This window comes from Acinetobacter sp. G11, assembly GCF_049808495.1.
Taxonomy (GTDB): domain Bacteria; phylum Pseudomonadota; class Gammaproteobacteria; order Pseudomonadales; family Moraxellaceae; genus Acinetobacter; species Acinetobacter kookii.
Genome location: NZ_JBNCAT010000022.1, coordinates 16,728 through 33,859, shown reverse-complemented (window position 1 = coordinate 33,859; position 17,132 = coordinate 16,728). Strand labels below are relative to the sequence as shown.

At 43.5% G+C, this 17,132-nt stretch carries 17 protein-coding genes; 9 read left to right on the top strand and 8 right to left on the bottom strand.

Features of this window, described 5'->3' with window-relative positions; genetic code table 11:
• The first annotated feature begins 35 nt into the window (after positions 1 to 35).
• Both hpt and ACPUEY_RS09600 read left to right on the top strand, forming a co-directional pair.
• On the top strand, positions 36 to 563 hold the full coding sequence (hpt, locus tag ACPUEY_RS09605; RefSeq protein WP_092820932.1) for a hypoxanthine phosphoribosyltransferase: 528 nt from the start codon (positions 36 to 38) through the stop codon (positions 561 to 563).
• 177 nt (positions 564 to 740) lie between these two features.
• Positions 741 to 998: a GlsB/YeaQ/YmgE family stress response membrane protein gene (locus ACPUEY_RS09600; protein WP_092820933.1), complete on the top strand. Its 258-nt coding sequence runs from the start codon at positions 741 to 743 to the stop codon at positions 996 to 998.
• 435 nt (positions 999 to 1,433) lie between these two features.
• Here ACPUEY_RS09600 and ACPUEY_RS09595 read toward each other — a convergent pair whose 3' ends face one another.
• Complete coding sequence (locus ACPUEY_RS09595) at positions 1,434 to 2,135, bottom strand: DsbC family protein (RefSeq protein WP_425121923.1); 702 nt, start codon at positions 2,133 to 2,135, stop codon at positions 1,434 to 1,436.
• Positions 2,136 to 2,216: 81 nt separating this feature from the next.
• Positions 2,217 to 3,197 (bottom strand): CDF family Co(II)/Ni(II) efflux transporter DmeF, encoded by a 981-nt coding sequence (dmeF, locus tag ACPUEY_RS09590; RefSeq protein WP_425121922.1) that lies wholly within the window; start codon positions 3,195 to 3,197, stop codon positions 2,217 to 2,219.
• A gap of 54 nt (positions 3,198 to 3,251) precedes the next feature.
• Between dmeF and ACPUEY_RS09585 the strand changes: the two genes are divergently transcribed.
• Together ACPUEY_RS09585 and ACPUEY_RS09580 are read left to right on the top strand one after the other, a co-directional pair.
• On the top strand, positions 3,252 to 3,518 hold the full coding sequence (locus ACPUEY_RS09585; protein WP_092820981.1) for a metal/formaldehyde-sensitive transcriptional repressor: 267 nt from the start codon (positions 3,252 to 3,254) through the stop codon (positions 3,516 to 3,518).
• Positions 3,519 to 3,633: 115 nt separating this feature from the next.
• The gene (locus ACPUEY_RS09580) at positions 3,634 to 4,842 is read left to right on the top strand and encodes an MFS transporter (RefSeq protein ID WP_425121921.1); all 1,209 of its coding nucleotides are present in this window, start codon (positions 3,634 to 3,636) and stop codon (positions 4,840 to 4,842) included.
• A gap of 88 nt (positions 4,843 to 4,930) precedes the next feature.
• Here the strand turns inward: ACPUEY_RS09580 and ACPUEY_RS09575 are convergent, their stop codons facing one another.
• On the bottom strand, positions 4,931 to 5,266 hold the full coding sequence (locus ACPUEY_RS09575) for a DUF1622 domain-containing protein (protein WP_425121920.1): 336 nt from the start codon (positions 5,264 to 5,266) through the stop codon (positions 4,931 to 4,933).
• A 228-nt stretch (positions 5,267 to 5,494) separates the two neighbouring features.
• On the opposite strand from ACPUEY_RS09575, the gene ACPUEY_RS09570 reads away from it, so the two are divergent.
• Entirely contained in the window at positions 5,495 to 5,641 is a 147-nt protein-coding gene (locus ACPUEY_RS09570) for a hypothetical protein (RefSeq protein ID WP_425121918.1), read from the top strand.
• A gap of 339 nt (positions 5,642 to 5,980) precedes the next feature.
• On the opposite strand, the gene mnmE is transcribed toward ACPUEY_RS09570, so the two are convergent.
• The 5 genes from mnmE to rpmH form a co-directional block, all read right to left on the bottom strand.
• Complete coding sequence (gene mnmE / locus ACPUEY_RS09565) at positions 5,981 to 7,336, bottom strand: tRNA uridine-5-carboxymethylaminomethyl(34) synthesis GTPase MnmE (RefSeq protein ID WP_425121917.1); 1,356 nt, start codon at positions 7,334 to 7,336, stop codon at positions 5,981 to 5,983.
• Between the two features lie 99 nt (positions 7,337 to 7,435).
• Positions 7,436 to 9,190: a membrane protein insertase YidC gene (gene yidC, locus ACPUEY_RS09560; protein WP_131273576.1), complete on the bottom strand. Its 1,755-nt coding sequence runs from the start codon at positions 9,188 to 9,190 to the stop codon at positions 7,436 to 7,438.
• 5 nt (positions 9,191 to 9,195) lie between these two features.
• Positions 9,196 to 9,516, bottom strand: a complete 321-nt coding sequence (gene yidD, locus ACPUEY_RS09555; protein ID WP_092820943.1) for a membrane protein insertion efficiency factor YidD — start codon at positions 9,514 to 9,516, stop codon at positions 9,196 to 9,198.
• Positions 9,517 to 9,525: 9 nt separating this feature from the next.
• Positions 9,526 to 9,915, bottom strand: coding sequence for a ribonuclease P protein component (gene rnpA, locus ACPUEY_RS09550; protein ID WP_092820945.1), 390 nt, complete (start codon positions 9,913 to 9,915; stop codon positions 9,526 to 9,528).
• Between the two features lie 30 nt (positions 9,916 to 9,945).
• Positions 9,946 to 10,080 carry a 50S ribosomal protein L34 gene (gene rpmH, locus ACPUEY_RS09545; protein WP_000831329.1) on the bottom strand — a complete coding sequence of 45 codons (135 nt, stop codon included), beginning with the start codon at positions 10,078 to 10,080 and terminating at the stop codon, positions 9,946 to 9,948.
• 662 nt (positions 10,081 to 10,742) lie between these two features.
• Between rpmH and dnaA the strand changes: the two genes are divergently transcribed.
• The 4 genes from dnaA to gyrB all read left to right on the top strand — a co-directional run bounded on the left by dnaA (position 10,743) and on the right by gyrB (position 17,010).
• On the top strand, positions 10,743 to 12,122 hold the full coding sequence (dnaA, locus tag ACPUEY_RS09540; RefSeq protein ID WP_092820947.1) for a chromosomal replication initiator protein DnaA: 1,380 nt from the start codon (positions 10,743 to 10,745) through the stop codon (positions 12,120 to 12,122).
• A 109-nt stretch (positions 12,123 to 12,231) separates the two neighbouring features.
• Complete coding sequence (dnaN, locus tag ACPUEY_RS09535; RefSeq protein WP_425121915.1) at positions 12,232 to 13,377, top strand: DNA polymerase III subunit beta; 1,146 nt, start codon at positions 12,232 to 12,234, stop codon at positions 13,375 to 13,377.
• A 27-nt stretch (positions 13,378 to 13,404) separates the two neighbouring features.
• On the top strand, positions 13,405 to 14,487 hold the full coding sequence (recF, locus tag ACPUEY_RS09530) for a DNA replication/repair protein RecF (RefSeq protein ID WP_425121914.1): 1,083 nt from the start codon (positions 13,405 to 13,407) through the stop codon (positions 14,485 to 14,487).
• 54 nt (positions 14,488 to 14,541) lie between these two features.
• Positions 14,542 to 17,010 (top strand): DNA topoisomerase (ATP-hydrolyzing) subunit B, encoded by a 2,469-nt coding sequence (gene gyrB / locus ACPUEY_RS09525; RefSeq protein WP_425121913.1) that lies wholly within the window; start codon positions 14,542 to 14,544, stop codon positions 17,008 to 17,010.
• Positions 17,011 to 17,132: the final 122 nt, after the last annotated feature.

Genomic DNA, 17,132 nt, shown 5'->3' with positions numbered 1-17,132 from the left:
TTTTTATTTTTTGATTTGCTTTTAGGTATCTCCCCATGACCGTTCATATGAGTGTGATGATCTCAACTGAAGAAATTCAAGCCAAAGTCAAAGAGCTTGGTGCAAAAATTGATGCTCACTATGCCAATAGTGACAAAGAATTGGTGCTGATTGGCTTGCTTCGCGGTTCTGTCATTTTTATGGCGGATTTATGTCGCGCAATCAGCAAGCCACATGAACTCGATTTTATGACCGTATCCAGTTACGGTGGCGGTACGGTTTCAAGCCGTGATGTCAAAATTCTAAAAGATTTAGACGGCGAAATTCGCGGTAAAGATGTGCTGATTGTGGAAGATATTATCGACTCTGGTAATACCCTGAGCAAAGTTCTGGAAATCCTGAGCACTCGCGGTCCCAACTCTATTGAACTGTGTACGCTTATCAGCAAACCTTCACGCCGTGAAATTGAACTTGAAGTGAAATTCCTGGGCTTTGAAGTGGAAGATAAATTTATTGTCGGTTATGGCCTGGACTATGATCAAAAATATCGCCATATTCCATTTATTGGTGAAATTGGTTTATAAGACTAAGCAAAGATACTTAAAGTGGCCGAAGGCCACTTTTTTATGCTTTAAATTGCACGCGGCACAAAAAAACAACAGTTATTAGCAGGATTCATCTGTTTCGTATTTGATAAATGATTAATTATAAAAATGAAAGCGAATTGAAAGTAAATAAATGATAACAAAAGGAGAAGACTGATGTGGTCACTTATCGTTGCTATCGTGGTCGGTTTTATTGCAGGTTTAATTGCACGCGCTATTCATCCGGGTGATGATAAGGCAGGATTCTTCATTACTGCCTTGCTCGGTATTGCAGGTTCATTATTGGCTACTTATGGTGGACGCTTGCTCGGGCTGTATGGTGAAAACTCTGCAGCAGGTTTTATTGCTTCGGTGATCGGGGCCATCATTATTCTGTTTCTTTATAATCTGGTGACCAAGAATTCCAGGGGTTAAATATCCTGTCGAATTATGCAGTCAGCCATAAAAAAAGCACCGTACACGGTAATGCCAGTCAGTTAAGAAATTGACTGACATTTTCTTTTTTAAATTCATGACTGTATTTAATATATGGGAAAAGTCATCCGCAACTGTTTGAGGCCGGACTATATTAAAAAACGATTGTTTCTGCGACAAATTTGTTAGTTGATAGTGGCTGACGAGTTTTGCGGTGAGGAGCATTGCTCCGCAAGATGCCTTTGGTCTTACGAAGCAGTGCTTCTCAGGGCAAAACCAAAGTAACAAATGAGCTGCAAGGAATTGATTTAAAACGGTAAGACTCCGCCATGAATTACTAAAAAATTAAAGAGTTTATTTCTAAACTCCTTAACTGATCAGCATTAACCGTACATGGTGTTTTTTTATCGTTTCTTGCATCAGCGCAAATCTATTTTATAAACCCAGTTCTTTCCAGATTTTTTCAATTTCCTGGGCAGGGTAGGCACCCATGACTTTAAAGCCATTGGAGAAAATAATGGCGGGTGTCCCGGTTAAACCTAAAGTTTTACCTAAACTTAAATTACGCTCAATCGGATTGGCACAGCTTTTATTGGCACCAGGTTTAATCCCTTTAGCGATCAAATTTGACCAGGCCAAAGCTGGATCTTTCTCACAAAATACCTGTTTGGAAACCGCCACAGATTGGGTTTTAATGGGGTAAATAAAGGTGTAAATCGTCACGTTCTTTAATTTGCTTAGTTCAGTCTCAAGCTGTTTACAATATGGGCAATTTGGGTCAGAAAAGATCGCGATCTGGCGTTTACCATTACCTCGCACGGTTTTGACCGCATCCTGTAACGGCAATTTTTTCCAGTCAATACTGTTCTGCTTCAGTATTAAATCTTTGGTCAGGTTTTTCTGGTCACTTAACCGGAACATGGAACCGACCAGAATATGTTGGGCATCTTCCCCCAAATACACCACTTGGCCATCCATTGAGCCGCTATAAATCCCTTTCATTTCGGTGGCTTGAATATTTTCAATGTTCAGTTTGGGATGCTGCTTGCTCAGGTTAGTTTTCACCGTATCGACATTTGCCAAAGTTAAAGTGGAAATAAAACTCATCAAGGCACATGCCAATGTTTTTTTAATCATCTGTTTTGCTCATTGCTTTAAAATCCTTCCCGCTGATTCTACCCAAAAACTAGCCAGCTCATCTTAAAATTTTAGCTCGCCTTACTGAAAACCCACAGATTTACCCAGCAAGGTTTCACGTGGAACATTAACTGATCGCGGATTAATTTCCACCGAAACATGTACGATTTTTTCATGAGTGGATAAGGCCTCACGAACCTGGTCTGCATTCAAACTGGAATCGGTGGCCAAAGCTAAAATACAGGAAAATTTACCTTTACCCACTTTCCAGACGTGCAGATCGGTAATTTCTACTACTGGAAATTCTGCAATCACCTCGCGAATTTCGTCTACCACAGGATGATCCATTTCTGCATCCAACAAGGTTTTTCCAGTTTCCTTGATCAATCCCCAAGCCCATTTTGCTACCAGAATGGCTCCGATAATACCCAATAAGGCATCCAGAAAAGTCCAATTCAAATACTTGGCAGCAAACAGCGCAATAATGGCAAAGACTGAAGTCACCGCATCGGCAACCACATGCATAAAGGCGGCTTTCTGGTTCAGGTCATGCTCGGTATGAGTATGTTCATTTTCGTGAGCATGATCATGGTGATGGTGATGGTGATGGTGATCATCATGCAGCAACCACGCACAGATTAAATTAATCACCAGGCCCAGAATTGCAATCGGAATGGCTTGATTATAAAGAATATCAATCGGGTTAAGCAGTCGTTCAACCGATTGAAAGGCCATAAACACCGCCACCACCATCAGCAAGATGGCGCTGCTATAGCCTGCCAAAATTTCAATTTTCCAGGTGCCAAAACTAAAACGATGATCCTGCGCATAACGGCGTGCGGAACGGTAAGCAAAATAAGCCAGTCCCAGCGCCAGCATATGCGAGCTCATGTGCCAGCCATCCGCCAGCAAAGCCATAGAATTGTAAATCCAGCCCCCAATCACTTCTAATAGCATCATCACTGCCGTTAGAATGGTCGCCAATAAAATACGTTTTTGTGCAAGCGGATTGCCTTCATCAAACTGATGATGGTGGGTTCGGGTGAATGGGGCGTTTTGCATAATCTAGTTTTTCAATATACTCCCCTATAGTATATTTATTTTTGGAGAATAATGTTGGGACATTTACATCAGGACAAGAAAATTCAAAACCGGGTCAAACGCTTACAAGGACAAATCAATGCCGTAGAGCAAGCGTTAAATCATCCGGAGAATTCATGTATCAGCATTTTGCAACAAGTCGCAGCCATTAAAGGTGCAGTGAATGGCCTGATGAACGAGCTTATTGAAGCGCATTTGCGTCATCACGTGATTGGAGAACAGACAGCAATTAATGAAGCAGAACTGGAAGAATTTCTTCAGTTATTAAAACGTTATAGCTAGATTTCTTACATTTTATCCATTGACGCTATATAGGGATTGCCAGTACGCTAAATTCTCCTTTTTCTCCCCATATTTGCCCTTTTGAATGCTGTGGCAAATATTTTTGTGACACTCTATGACAAATCAACAATCCTGGCGCCCATTTTTAATGGTCAGCCTGGCACTTTGTATTGGAACGATGGGGACGGCACTGGCCAGCCCTTTATATCCCATCTATCAGCAACTTTGGCATTTGCTGCCGAGTCATATCACCTATATTTTTGTCACCTATATGTTGGGCTGTTTAGCCACGCTGCTGTTTTTAGGCCGCACCAGTAACAGTATTGGCTTTTTAAAAACCTTAGAACTGGGTTTGGTCATCATCACAGTTGGGCTTCTGCTGTCCATGTTTGCAAATAATGCGCTATGGCTGTCTTTGGGGCGTTTTATTATCGGAATTGCCTCGGGATTAATGACCACATCGGCATTGATTGGACTGATGTGGAGCATTCCTGAATCGCATAAAAGCCATGCACCACAGCTCAGCTCGGTGATTACCGCCGTTGGCTTTGGTTTAGGTCCCCTGGTCGGTGGACTGATTGCCCAGTTTTCTGCCACCCCATTATTTACCCCGTATATTCCGGTTATTATCGGGGCAGTGTTGTGTTTTATAGGCTTGTTACGTCTGCCTCAGCCTGAATTTACCGCACAAGCTTTTTCAATTGCACCCCGTTTAGAACGTCCTGAAGCACAATTCCGTCCTGAATTTTATATTACCGGTTTGACTGCCTTTTGCGCCTTTGCAGCGTTCAGCCTATTCGCTTCGCTTTCCCCCTCATTTGTACAGGTCATCATTCCCTGGCATGGTCCTTTGGTCAGTGGACTGGCCATTACCTGCATTCTGCTGATTTCTGCAATGGTACAGTATTTTTCCAGATCGATTCCTGCAAGAAAATGCCTGAATTATGGGCTGTATACGCTGTTGTTCAGTTTATTGATTTTGGGTTTATGTATGTACTTACACTGGAGTTTTCTGTTTTTCATCAGTGATGTACTGCTTGGCGTTGGGCATGGATTAGCCCTGATCGGGGCATTTGGCTTAATTCACGCCATGACCAATCCACACAATCGAGCTGCAGTAATGTCGACCTATTTATTTGTCGCATATTTAGGCACCATTTTACCCATTATTGCGGTGGGCTATCTTGCCGATCATTTCGGTTTAAACGCAGGCGTGCTCAGTTTTTGTGCCGCGTTCTGTTTACTCTGTCTATATTTATTAATTTGGCATAAAAAATTAAGGCAGAAAAACACTTTGCTTAAACCAGATCTAAAAACGGAATAGCGAGGGCGCTCATGGAAATGTAAGCCCCATGAAGATAAATCATTAAAGCAAATGCAGAGCTGTTTTTATATTTAGTCTTTCCCTCACCTCATTTTCCCTGCGTAGGTTGATGTTCAAGCTCTTTAATTAAGAAGTAATTCAAGAAAGTACGAATTACGGCAATGATGGACAATTTAATCAAGCTATCCAGATCTGGATCGACAGTGGTGGCTAAAATATCAGCGGCGAGCTGAAATTCAAGTGCAGTGGCAAGCCAGTCTCCAAAACAATAACGTGCTGTGCGACCTGATTTAAGCTGGATGAACACCATTGAGGTTTTGATCAAGCCAATGATTACACACACCACGGAAATCATTTCTAAAAATAATTGGAGGAAATGAACCCAGGAAATTAATAATTCACGCAAAAACATGACATCAAACATTCACCACCTCCATAAGAGATATTATCTCTTACTTTCTAATATCAACATCTGTCCACATTGCCTCAATGATAAAAAATTATTCTCAGTTTTAATTGTCTGATTCACAAGTCCAGGTTGTAGGCTTAATACTATTAGACTTCTTGCATAAATCATTTTAAAAACTAAAAATTGTTCGTAAAGCTAAAATTTAAAATAGATTTTAGTCGATATTAGATTCATGAGTGTGGCATGAATGCCACACGTTTCCCATCCCTTGCGCTGCATTTTAAAGCAGTGCTTAAAACTGGCTCAGGATGTCGTGTATGGGAAACAAAAGGTTTTTCTTGCGGACTCAAAATATATTTTGAGATCCTCATTTTGACCTTTCAAAAGTAGAAAGATTGCCTACGAGAAAGTAAAAAAAATTAACACCAACAAATGAGGCCGTGCTAATTTAAAAAACTAATATTGAACATTTTTTGATTTATGAAAGAGATCTATTGAACGCCTTGTATTCACTCTCGGCAGAATTGAATTGCCCAAATTTTCATTAAGATATTCTTCTATGTAGTGAGGTATGTATAGCCGAGTAAAATATCATGCCATTCGATCCAGGTTTAGACGATAATGAATCATCAAATGACATAAAAAAAGCACTAAGTAATTAAAACTTAATGCTATTTAATTTACATAGTAATCTATTGGAACTTATTAGAATATAGGCTTAAATTGAAATTACTTTCCGATACAGAATGAACCAAAAATCTTGCCCAATAAGTCATCTGCACTGAAGTCCCCGGTAATTTCGCCCAAGGCATTTTGAGCCAGTCGCAGGGATTCCGCCACCAACTCGCCTGCGTTATACACCACCAGTTGTTCACGCGCTTCTGCCAGATAGGCCTGAGTGCGCTTCATTGCGTCTAAATGACGCGTACGGGCAATAAAGGTATCTTCTTCCGGCTGGAAGCCTGCATGCGCTGTAATCGCCTCTATGAGTGACTGAACTCCGGTTTCCTGCTTGGCAGAAACGGTAATATGACGGAAACCCTGATAATCACCCATTGCAGCAGTTGCTCCAGTTAAATCACATTTATTGGCAATCAGCATTAAACGGCGCGGTTCCAGATGTTCAGCAAAATAGTTTTGCGCCAACTGCAGCGGATCTTCGCCCTGGCTTAAGTCATAGACCAGCAGCAACAAATCGGCCTGTTCAATTTCTTTAATCGCGCGGCGGATGCCTTCTTTTTCCACCACATCACCGGTTTCACGCAAACCTGCGGTATCGATCAGGGTAATCGGCAAGCCATTCAAGGTGATTTTTTCATGCAAGACGTCACGGGTGGTACCGGCAATATCGGTCACAATGGCGCGTTCATTGCCCGCCAGGGTATTCAGCAGGGAAGATTTACCCGCATTCGGTTTACCCGCAATCACCACCTGCAAACCTTCGCGCAATAGCTGGCCTTGGCGTGCCGAGGTCTGAACGGCAGCGACAGAACTTTGCACATCTTCCAGCAGGGCTAAAATTTTACCGTCTGCCAAAAAGTCGATTTCTTCTTCCGGGAAATCAATAGCAGCTTCCACATGCAGGCGCAGGTGAATCAATTTCTCCAGCACGGTATTGACCCGGGTAGAAAAGGCACCTTGCAAGGAGCGTACCGCAGAACGCGCAGCGGCCTGGGAGGTGGCATCAATCAGGTCGGCAATCGCTTCGGCCTGAACCAGATCCAGTTTGCCATTTTCAAAGGCACGCATGGAAAACTCACCGGCTTTGGCAGCGGTTGCACCCAGTTCCAGCAAACGGCCGAGCAGGGCATTTTGAATCACCGGACCACCATGACCCTGCAACTCCACCACATCTTCACCGGTAAACGAGTGGGGATTAGGAAAGCAAATGGCCAAGCCTTCATCCATGACTTCACCGGCCGCATCATAAAACTGGCGGAAACCGGCAAAACGGGCTTTAGGCAGGGCTTTTTGGGTTAAAGCTTCAGCAATGGCATAAGATTTTGGACCCGACAGACGAATTACCCCCACGCCACCACGTCCGGGCGGAGTTGCAATCGCAGCAATCGTAGTAAGGTTTTGCATAAAATTCACCTAAAAAATCCCAAATCACAGCCAAAGAAAAATCCGCCTAAGATTACCATCTTAAGCGGATTTATTCAGCTATTCGCAATCAGTCGTTACTTAAACAACGTCACGTTTTTCGCGTTCTTTCTCGACACCTTTGTTGATCAGACCTTGCTGCAAGATGGTAATACTGTTGTTGACAATCCAGTACAACACCAAGCCCGCAGGGAAGAACAGCATAAATACGGTGAAGATAATCGGCATGATCTTGAAGACTTTCGCCTGCATCGGATCAGCCGGTTGCGGATTTAAGGACTGCTGGATAAACATGGTTAAGCCCATCAGTAACGGCAGGATAAACCACGGATCCATTGCAGACAAATCTTGAATCCAGCCTAACCATGGTGCATGACGAAGTTCTACCGACTCCATCAATACCCAGTACAAGGCCAGGAAAATCGGCATTTGCAATAGCAATGGCAAGCAACCCGATAATGGATTGACCTGTTCACGCTTATACAGCGCCATCATTTCTTGCGAGAAGCGCATACGGTCTTCACCGAACTCTTCTTTCATGCGTTGCATTTCAGGAGCAATCACACGCATTTTCGCCATCGAACGGTAGCTCTTGGACGACAATGGCCACAGAATCAGTTTGACCAATACGGTCAACAGGATAATTGACCAGCCCCAGTTGCCCACAATGTTATGGAAGAATTGGAGGCCCAGGAACAATAATTTGGCAATTGGCCATAACCAGCCATAATCTACAGTTTGATTCAGGCCCACAGCGAGGTCTTTCAATTCAGACTGAATTTTAGGACCAGAATAGAAGGTCGCATCCACTTCCGCCGTGGTACCGGCAGGTACATTCATGGTCGGTGAAGTGAAACCAATAATGTTCATGTTATCGGTAGATTGGCGAGATTCCAGTTTGGCACTATAAGGCTGACCATTGGCTTGAGTCAGTTTAATATCCCCCGGAATCCAGGCACTGACAAAATAATGCTGCACCACAGCAACCCAGCCGCCTTTGGCTTCCACATTCAACTTTTCATCGTTGAAGTTGTCAAATTTCAGCTTGTTATAATGTTCATCTGGCGTTCCCCACGCACCGCCCAGGAATGTGCCGAGGGTGAAAATACCTTGGGAAGATTTACCTGGATCATCCGAATTATCACGCTTGATCTGGCCAAACATCTGGCCCTGCCAGTTCTGGCTACTGCGGTTCACCACTTTGTGGCTGACACTAATCGGATATTCACCTTGTTTGAAGCTAAAGGTCTTAATAATCTCGACACCATCAGCAGTTTTATAGACCATCGGTACCGATAAAACTTTAACCGCTTGACCATCTTTGGTTTTTTCCGCTTTGGCATCTGCCAAGGTATAAGACGCTTTTTCAATCTCATATACCGGACGACCGTTGCGGTTACTGTCTGGTCCATTTAAACCAATCAATCCAGACTGAGCCACATAGGTGCGCTGAGCATCGCTTTCCAGCATCACGAACGGCGCATTACTGTCTTTATCTTTATCATGGTTCAATAATTCAATACGAACAATGTCACCACCTTTAGGATTAATCCAAAGATGATAAAGGTCAGTCTGTACTGAAATAAGCTGTTGACTTACAGGTGCAGTGGCATCTGTTGTAGTTTGCTGAGTCGCAATATTCGCTTGAGGCATGTCAGACGCAGTAGCAGCGGTTTGACCATTTGGCAAATCTGCAGATACTTCATGTGAAACAACGGCAGTTTGTTGCTGCGGTTGAGTTTCTGCATGACCATAATCTTTTTGCCAAGCCAAAATAAGCAAATATGCGACGACAAACATGGCCCCTAGAATTGCAAACCTGGCCCATTGTTGCATATCTATTATCCCAAGTAGTTAGAGTGATTTCGGTTCAATAAACGATCACGAAAGGGTACAACAACGTGAAGCGTTTGAGAATCTATTTGCTGAAATGAAATAAAACGAATTGCCTTTGGCGGTACCGGATCATAACCTGAGCCCCCCCAAGGATGACAACGACAAATACGCTGAGTAGCTAACCACGCACCACGCAGAGCCCCATAAGTATGGACTGCTTCCAAAGAATATTGAGAACATGTTGGAATATAACGACAGCGAGGTCCCAATAAAGGACTAATCGCGATCTGATAGAATCGAATCAACCAATGCAGTAAACGTACCATTGGCCTTCTCTACTTTTGTGGGGAGGGAGCTATCTTTTTATGCTTTTTGGCAAGGCGTTGCAATTTCTGCCAAGCAAATTGTAATTGCTGCTGCAATTCTGCATTAGGCACTGCTTCAATGCCCATTTTAGGCATGACCACAATATCTAATAAATCTAATTGCTGCTGATGCAGGCGAAAACTTTCACGAGCAAGACGTTTTACTCTATTTCTTTCATGTGCACGACGCACTTTCTTCTTCGCAACAACAATACCCAAACGGCTTTTCGGCTGTTCGGAATTTTTTGCAAGAAATAGAAAATGGGGTTGATGCACTTTAAAAAGCGCACCATCAAACACACTTTTATAATCGGCAGCACAGCGTATACGTACATCTGTGCTGAAGCCATAAAGTGTCATAACACCCAAAATCGTAATAGCGTTAACAGATTAAACAGTTAAGCTATGACGACCTTTTGCACGACGGCGAGCTAATACTTGACGACCAGCTTTAGTAGCCATACGAGCACGGAAACCATGAACACGCTTACGCTTTAATTCTGATGGTTGGAATGTACGTTTCATATTGAAACTCCAAAAATGATCTTTCTATGAAGGTTCGCGATTTTAGTGTTCATTCAGTGAGCTGTCAATCAAAAACAAACTTTCTTTCAAAATAAGCCGGTTTTTACAAGATTGACGGATTGAGCATATCGTTAGATTATTAAAAATTGTATCTATTTTATACACAGTGTAAATTATTGATTAATAAAACAACATAAGTTATAAACAGAAATACTCACAATATTATCCACAGGCTGTTGTGAATAAACATGATTGTGTTGGGTAATGAATTTAAATTTATAACTTTTTAGAGTTATCCCCACAAAACCGCATTTCTATAAATAAATTCAAATTTATAAATTTAAATTTATTATTATTAGGGTGGGTTTTTTTTGTGGAAAAGCATATTTTATTTTTAATAAACATAAATTTAAATTGTGGATATATATGTTTTTATGATTTTATTAATTTGTGGATAACTTTGTGCTATATTTTATCCACAGCTTGCGGATAAACTTATCCACACCATGATTTAAATTTAAATTTAATCGGAAATTTGCTTTTTTGAGTGATATTTCCTGAATTTTGCCATGACAGATGTGGATAACTTCGATAGAATGGCGACCCGCTCGGTCGGGCTCGCATGATTTTTTTACTAACAATGGAATGAATAGGGGTTTCACATGCTTTGGACAGACTGTCTAACTCGTTTGCGACAAGAGCTTTCGGGAAATGTCTTTACCATGTGGATTCGCCCTCTGGTTGCTGAAGAGCTGAATGATACTTTAAGACTCTATGCACCCAATCCGTATTGGACCCGCTATATTCAGGAGCATCATCTGGAGCTGATTACGATTTTGGCTGAACAGATGTCTGAAGGCCGGGTACGTAAAGTCGAGATTCTGGTGGATTCACGTCCGGGTGCAATCTTGTCAGCCAATGAACAGCCAGCAACCACCACGGCTGCATTGCAATCTGTTCCGGCAGTTGTTTCCAAACCGAAAAAAGAAAAAGATGAAACCGGCAGTAAAAACAGCCGTAAACGTTTACTCAATCCCTTATTTACTTTTTCACTATTTGTTGAAGGCCGTTCCAACCAGATGGCAGCTGAAACATGCCGTAAAGTGTTAACTCAGTTGGGCGCTTCACAGCATAACCCGCTATTTTTATACGGACCGACCGGTTTGGGTAAAACCCACCTCATGCAAGCTGTCGGCAATGCCCTGTTACAGGCCAAACCCAATGCACGGGTGATGTACATGACGGCCGAGAGTTTTGTACAGGATTTTGTCAGCTCTTTACAGCAAGGCAAAGTGGAAGAGTTTAAAAAGAATTGCCGCTCGCTCGATCTGTTGCTGGTGGATGATATTCATTTGCTGGCCGGTAAAGAAGCCAGCTTGGTGGAGTTCTTTTATACTTTTAACGCGCTATTGGATGAATCGAAACAGATTATTCTGACTTCCGACCGTTATCCCAAAGAATTGACGGAACTGGATGCACGTCTGGTTTCACGTTTTTCCTGGGGATTGTCAGTTGGAGTTGAGCCACCGGATATTGAAACCCGAATTGAAATTTTGCTGAAAAAAGCCGAAAGCAGTGGAGTGGAGTTGCCGCGTAACTGTGCCCTGTTTATTGCTCAGCAAGTGGTGGCCAATGTTCGTGAGCTGGAAGGTGCGCTGAACAAGGTGGTGGCGATTTCCCGTTTTAAAGGCACGCCGATCGATCTGGATGTCGTGCGTGAATCCTTAAAAGATGTGTTGGCCATCCGTGCCCGTACCATCAGTACTGAAAATATCCAGCGCGTGGTGAGTGAATATTTCCGTATTCCTTTAAAAGAAATTGTCGGTCCCAAGCGGACCCGTATTTATGCCCGTCCACGTCAGCTGGCCATGGGTTTGGCACGTGAACTGACCGGGGACAGTTTTCCCGAAATTGGCATGGCCTTTGGTGGGCGTGATCACAGTACCGTAATGCATGCCTGTGAAAAAGTGATCAGCCTTCGGGAAGAAGATCCGATCTTTAATGAAGACTATAAAAACCTGCAACGGCTGTTGCAAAGCTGATCTGAATTGATCAAATTCTATTCTTGCAATGCGGCATATTCTGCCGCATAGTACACTGCTAAAAAACACATTTATTTATTTTCATCTTCAGTTGTTAGAGGAATGTACCGTGCGTTTGAAAATCGCGAAAGAAAGCTTACTTAATGTTCTGTCACATGTCGTAGGAGCGGTTGAACGTCGCCATACTTTAAACATTCTGTCTAACGTCAAAATTCAAGTAAATAATGAATCCTTAACCATTACCGGTTCTGATCTGGAAGTGGAACTGGTGGCCAGTACCACCCTGGCTGAAGGCGCTTGCCTGCAGGCGGGTGAAACCACTGTACCGGCACGTAAACTGATGGATATCTGTAAATCCTTGCCTGCTGCGGCATTGATTGACCTGCAAATTACCGAAGATCGCTGTGTTTTAAAATCGGGCAATAGCCGCTTTGTACTGGGGACTTTGCCAGCTGAAGACTACCCGTTGTTAAGTACCGAAAATGCCCAGGGTACGCAAGTGACCGTGACTCAGCGCGAATTAAAACGCCTGTTTGAAAAAACGGCTTTTGCAATGGCGGTACAGGATGTACGTTTTTATTTAACCGGAACACTGCTTGAAATTGACCAAAATCAGTTGCGTGCTGTAACGACTGATGGTCACCGTCTTGCGCTGTGTGAAACTGTTGCACAATCTACTGCAACTCAGCCTATCCAGGCGATTGTGCCTCGTAAAGCAGTCGCAGAGTTACAGCGTCTGCTCAGCATTGAAGATGAGCAATTGTCTTTATTGATTGGTCGTGAATTGTTAAATGTGACCATTAGTACCCCGAGTCGTGATAAAGAGCAGGGCGATATTACCGTTCGTTTCACGACTAAATTGATTGATGGAAAATTCCCGGATTACCGTCGCGTGATTCCACGTGGTGGCGATAAAAACGTATTGATCGCGCATGACGTATTCAAGCAATCCTTGCAACGTGTGGCCATTCTCAGTAATGAGAAATTACGTGGCGTGTTCCTGAATTTTGGTGCCGATTCTTTGCAGCTGCGTGCCAATAACCCGGAGCAAGATGAAGCGATTGAAGATTTAGCCATTCAGTATGCAGATGCACCGATGGAAATGTCTTTCAATGCACAATATCTGCTTGATGTGCTGAATGTGTTGGATGGTGAAGATGTCGCCATGACCATGACTGAAGCCAACCAGTCGGTATTGGTGCATGATCCGGCACAACAGGATCAGACCTATGTTGTCATGCCAATGCGTGTTTAATTCAACGCTATTGAATCAGATTTAACCATGCATATTACGCGTTTAAATATAGAACGTGTTCGAAACTTAAAGACGGTTGCACTCCAGGAGTTGCAGCCGTTTAATGTCTTTTACGGGCAAAACGGTTCAGGCAAGACCTCGATTTTGGAAGCCATTCATCTGCTGGCGACCGGACGTTCTTTTCGTACCCATATTCCGAAAAATTATATTCAGCATGAAACCGGCGACGCGATTGTGTTTGCACAATCGGCAACGGAAAAAATCGGCATGCAAAAGCTGCTCTCCGGTGAACAGCTGATTAAGGTCAATGGCGATCATATCGCGACCCAAGGGCAACTGGCCAAAATACTGCCTTTACAGCATATTGACCCACAAAGTACCGATATTATCGATTATGGGGCCAAACCGCGCCGGCAATTGCTGGACTGGCTGATGTTCCACGTGGAACCGGATTTTTATCATGCCTGGCAGTACTATGCCCGTGCCTTAAAGCAACGCAACAGTTTGCTGAAATCGAGCAGAAATCTCAGTTTGCAGGATCTGGAACCGTGGAACAAAATGCTGGCGGAATATGGTGAAATGCTGAATTCGCAGCGTAGCGGTATTGTCGAGCAGTGGAAGGTTTATTTTGAGCAGGATTTGCAGCATTTGCTGCCCAATCTTGCGGTTGAACTGGAATATAGTCCCGGCTTTCATACCGAACAGGGCTTGCTGCATGACTTGACTCTGCATCATCAGAAAGATGTCGATCGCCGTTATACCGAATACGGACCGCATCGTGCAGATTTTCGTTTAAAAACAGCCATGGGCGATGCCGATGTGGTGCTTTCACGCGGTCAGAAAAAGCTCCTGATTATGGCTTTAAAACTGTCACAGATTGCAATGCTGCATGCCTGTAATAAGGAAACTGTGGTATTATTAGATGATCTGACAGCAGAATTAGATTTAACTGCACAACGACGATTAATTGAGCGATTGAGCCAGTTGGGTAGTCAAGTTTTTATTACCACTTTAGAGCATGAATCGGTCAAAAAACATTTACATGATTTGTCTATTTCATATCAATTATTCAAAGTTGAAAATGGTCAAGTTCAGGTTGTTGTGCAATAACTTTTTAAATTTTACCCATCTTTGGATAGACCTATATTTCACTAGGGAGAAACCATGAGTTCAGAAGATCAAGCTGCTTCTCAAACAGAACCAACCCATGAAAAGGCTTATGATTCCTCTAGTATCAAGGTATTACGAGGCCTCGATGCTGTGCGTAAGCGTCCAGGTATGTATATTGGTGATACTGACGATGGCTCGGGCCTACATCACATGGTGTTTGAGGTGGTCGATAACGCCATTGATGAAGCCTTGGCAGGTCACTGTGACGAAATCTTGGTGACCATTCATGAAGATGAGTCTGTCAGCGTATCCGATAACGGCCGTGGTATTCCGACCGATATTCACCCTGAAGAAGGCGTGTCTGCAGCTGAAGTGATTTTAACCATTCTGCATGCCGGCGGTAAGTTTGACGATAACAGCTATAAAGTCTCTGGCGGTTTGCACGGTGTCGGGGTTTCGGTCGTCAACGCCCTGTCCAGCAAACTGGAATTGACCATTCACAGAGCTGGCCATATCCACCAACAAGAATATAAACATGGTGACCCGGTCTATCCACTCAAAGTCGTGGGCGATACTGATAAAACCGGGACGACAGTACGTTTCTGGCCAAGTGCCGAAACCTTCAGTCAAACCATTTTCAATGTCGATATTTTGGCACGTCGTTTACGTGAACTTTCATTTTTAAATGCGGGTGTACGTATTGTGCTGCGTGATGAACGTATCGATGCTGAGCATGTATTTGATTATGAAGGCGGTTTGTCTGAATTTGTGAAATATATCAATCAGGGCAAAACCCATCTGAATGATATCTTTCATTTTACTGTTCAGGCAGACAATGGCATTGGTGTGGAAGTTGCCTTGCAATGGAACGACACTTATCAAGAAAACGTACGCTGCTTTACCAATAACATTCCCCAAAAAGATGGGGGGACGCATTTAGCCGGTTTCCGTGCAGCTTTGACCCGTGGTTTAAACAGCTATATGGAAAGCGAAAACTTGCTCAAAAAAGAGAAAGTGAACGTTTCTGGGGATGATGCGCGTGAAGGCTTGACCGCGATTGTTTCGGTTAAAGTACCTGATCCGAAATTCTCTTCACAAACCAAGGAAAAACTGGTTTCCAGTGAAGTGAAGCCCGCCGTAGAACAGGCAATGAATAAATCATTTGCTGAATATCTTCTGGAAAATCCAACAGCGGCCAAAGCAATTGCGGGTAAAATTATCGACGCGGCACGTGCGCGTGATGCGGCGCGTAAAGCGCGTGAAATGACCCGTCGTAAGAGTGCACTGGATATTGCAGGTTTACCAGGCAAACTGGCGGATTGCCAGGAAAAAGATCCGGCATTGTCTGAACTGTACCTGGTCGAAGGTGACTCTGCGGGCGGTTCTGCAAAACAGGGCCGTAACCGTAAGATGCAGGCAATTCTACCGCTAAAAGGTAAAATCCTGAACGTAGAACGTGCACGTTTTGACAAGATGATCTCGAGTCAGGAAGTGGGTACGCTGATTACGGCGTTGGGCTGTGGTATTGGCCGCGAAGAGTACAATCCGGACAAATTGCGTTATCACAAAATCATCATCATGACCGATGCTGACGTCGACGGTTCGCACATCCGTACGCTGCTGTTGACCTTCTTCTTCCGTCAAATGCCTGAACTGGTAGAACGCGGCTATATCTATATTGCACAGCCACCGTTATATAAACTGAAAAAAGGCAAGCAAGAGCAGTACATTAAAGATAATGATGCGCTTGAAACCTATCTCATTTCTAATGCAATTGATGAGCTGGAACTGCATGTCAGCGCCGATGCACCTGCAATTCGGGGTGAGTCTTTAGCCAAAGTCATTGCTGACTATCAGACTTCACAAAAGAGCTTGCAACGTTTAACGCTACGTTATCCAGCAAGCTTGCTGGACGGTTTACTGGGCTTGGAAGCATTCAAGCTCGACCATAGCCATGACGAAGACTATGTAAAACAGTGGGCTGAACAGTTGCGTGCAGCCATTGAAGTTCAACAGCCGAGTTTACGCCCTGAAATCACGCTTGAACTGTTTGAAAAAGAACATGCAGACGGTAGCAAAGTGGCACATTACTGGCCACGCGTAACAGTTTATGTACACAACTTGCCGCATCATTATTTACTGGATGCCGGATTGCTCGGTTCAAGTGAATACAAGCGTTTGCTGCAAAATTCAAAGAGCTGGTTTAGCTTGCTTGAAGAAGGCGCTTATTTGCAGAAAGGTGATCGCAAGATCCAGGTATCGACTTTCCATCAGGTTTGGCAGCACATTTTATCCGACTCACGTCGTGGTATGATGATCCAGCGCTATAAAGGCTTGGGCGAGATGAATGCGGAACAGCTGTGGGAAACCACCATGGATCCTGAAAACCGTAACATGCTGCAAGTGACCATTGAAGATGCTATTGAGGCAGACCGCATGTTCTCCTGCTTGATGGGAGATGATGTGGAACCGCGTCGTGCCTTCATTGAAGAAAATGCCTTGAATGCGGATATTGACGCTTGATGCATTGATGAGTGAAATTGTAAAAAGCATCCTTCGGGGTGCTTTTTTTATGCTATTTTTATCTTAATCCGATTAACTTTTAGCCATCTTTATTTTTATTAAAATGACGTATTCCTCTGTCA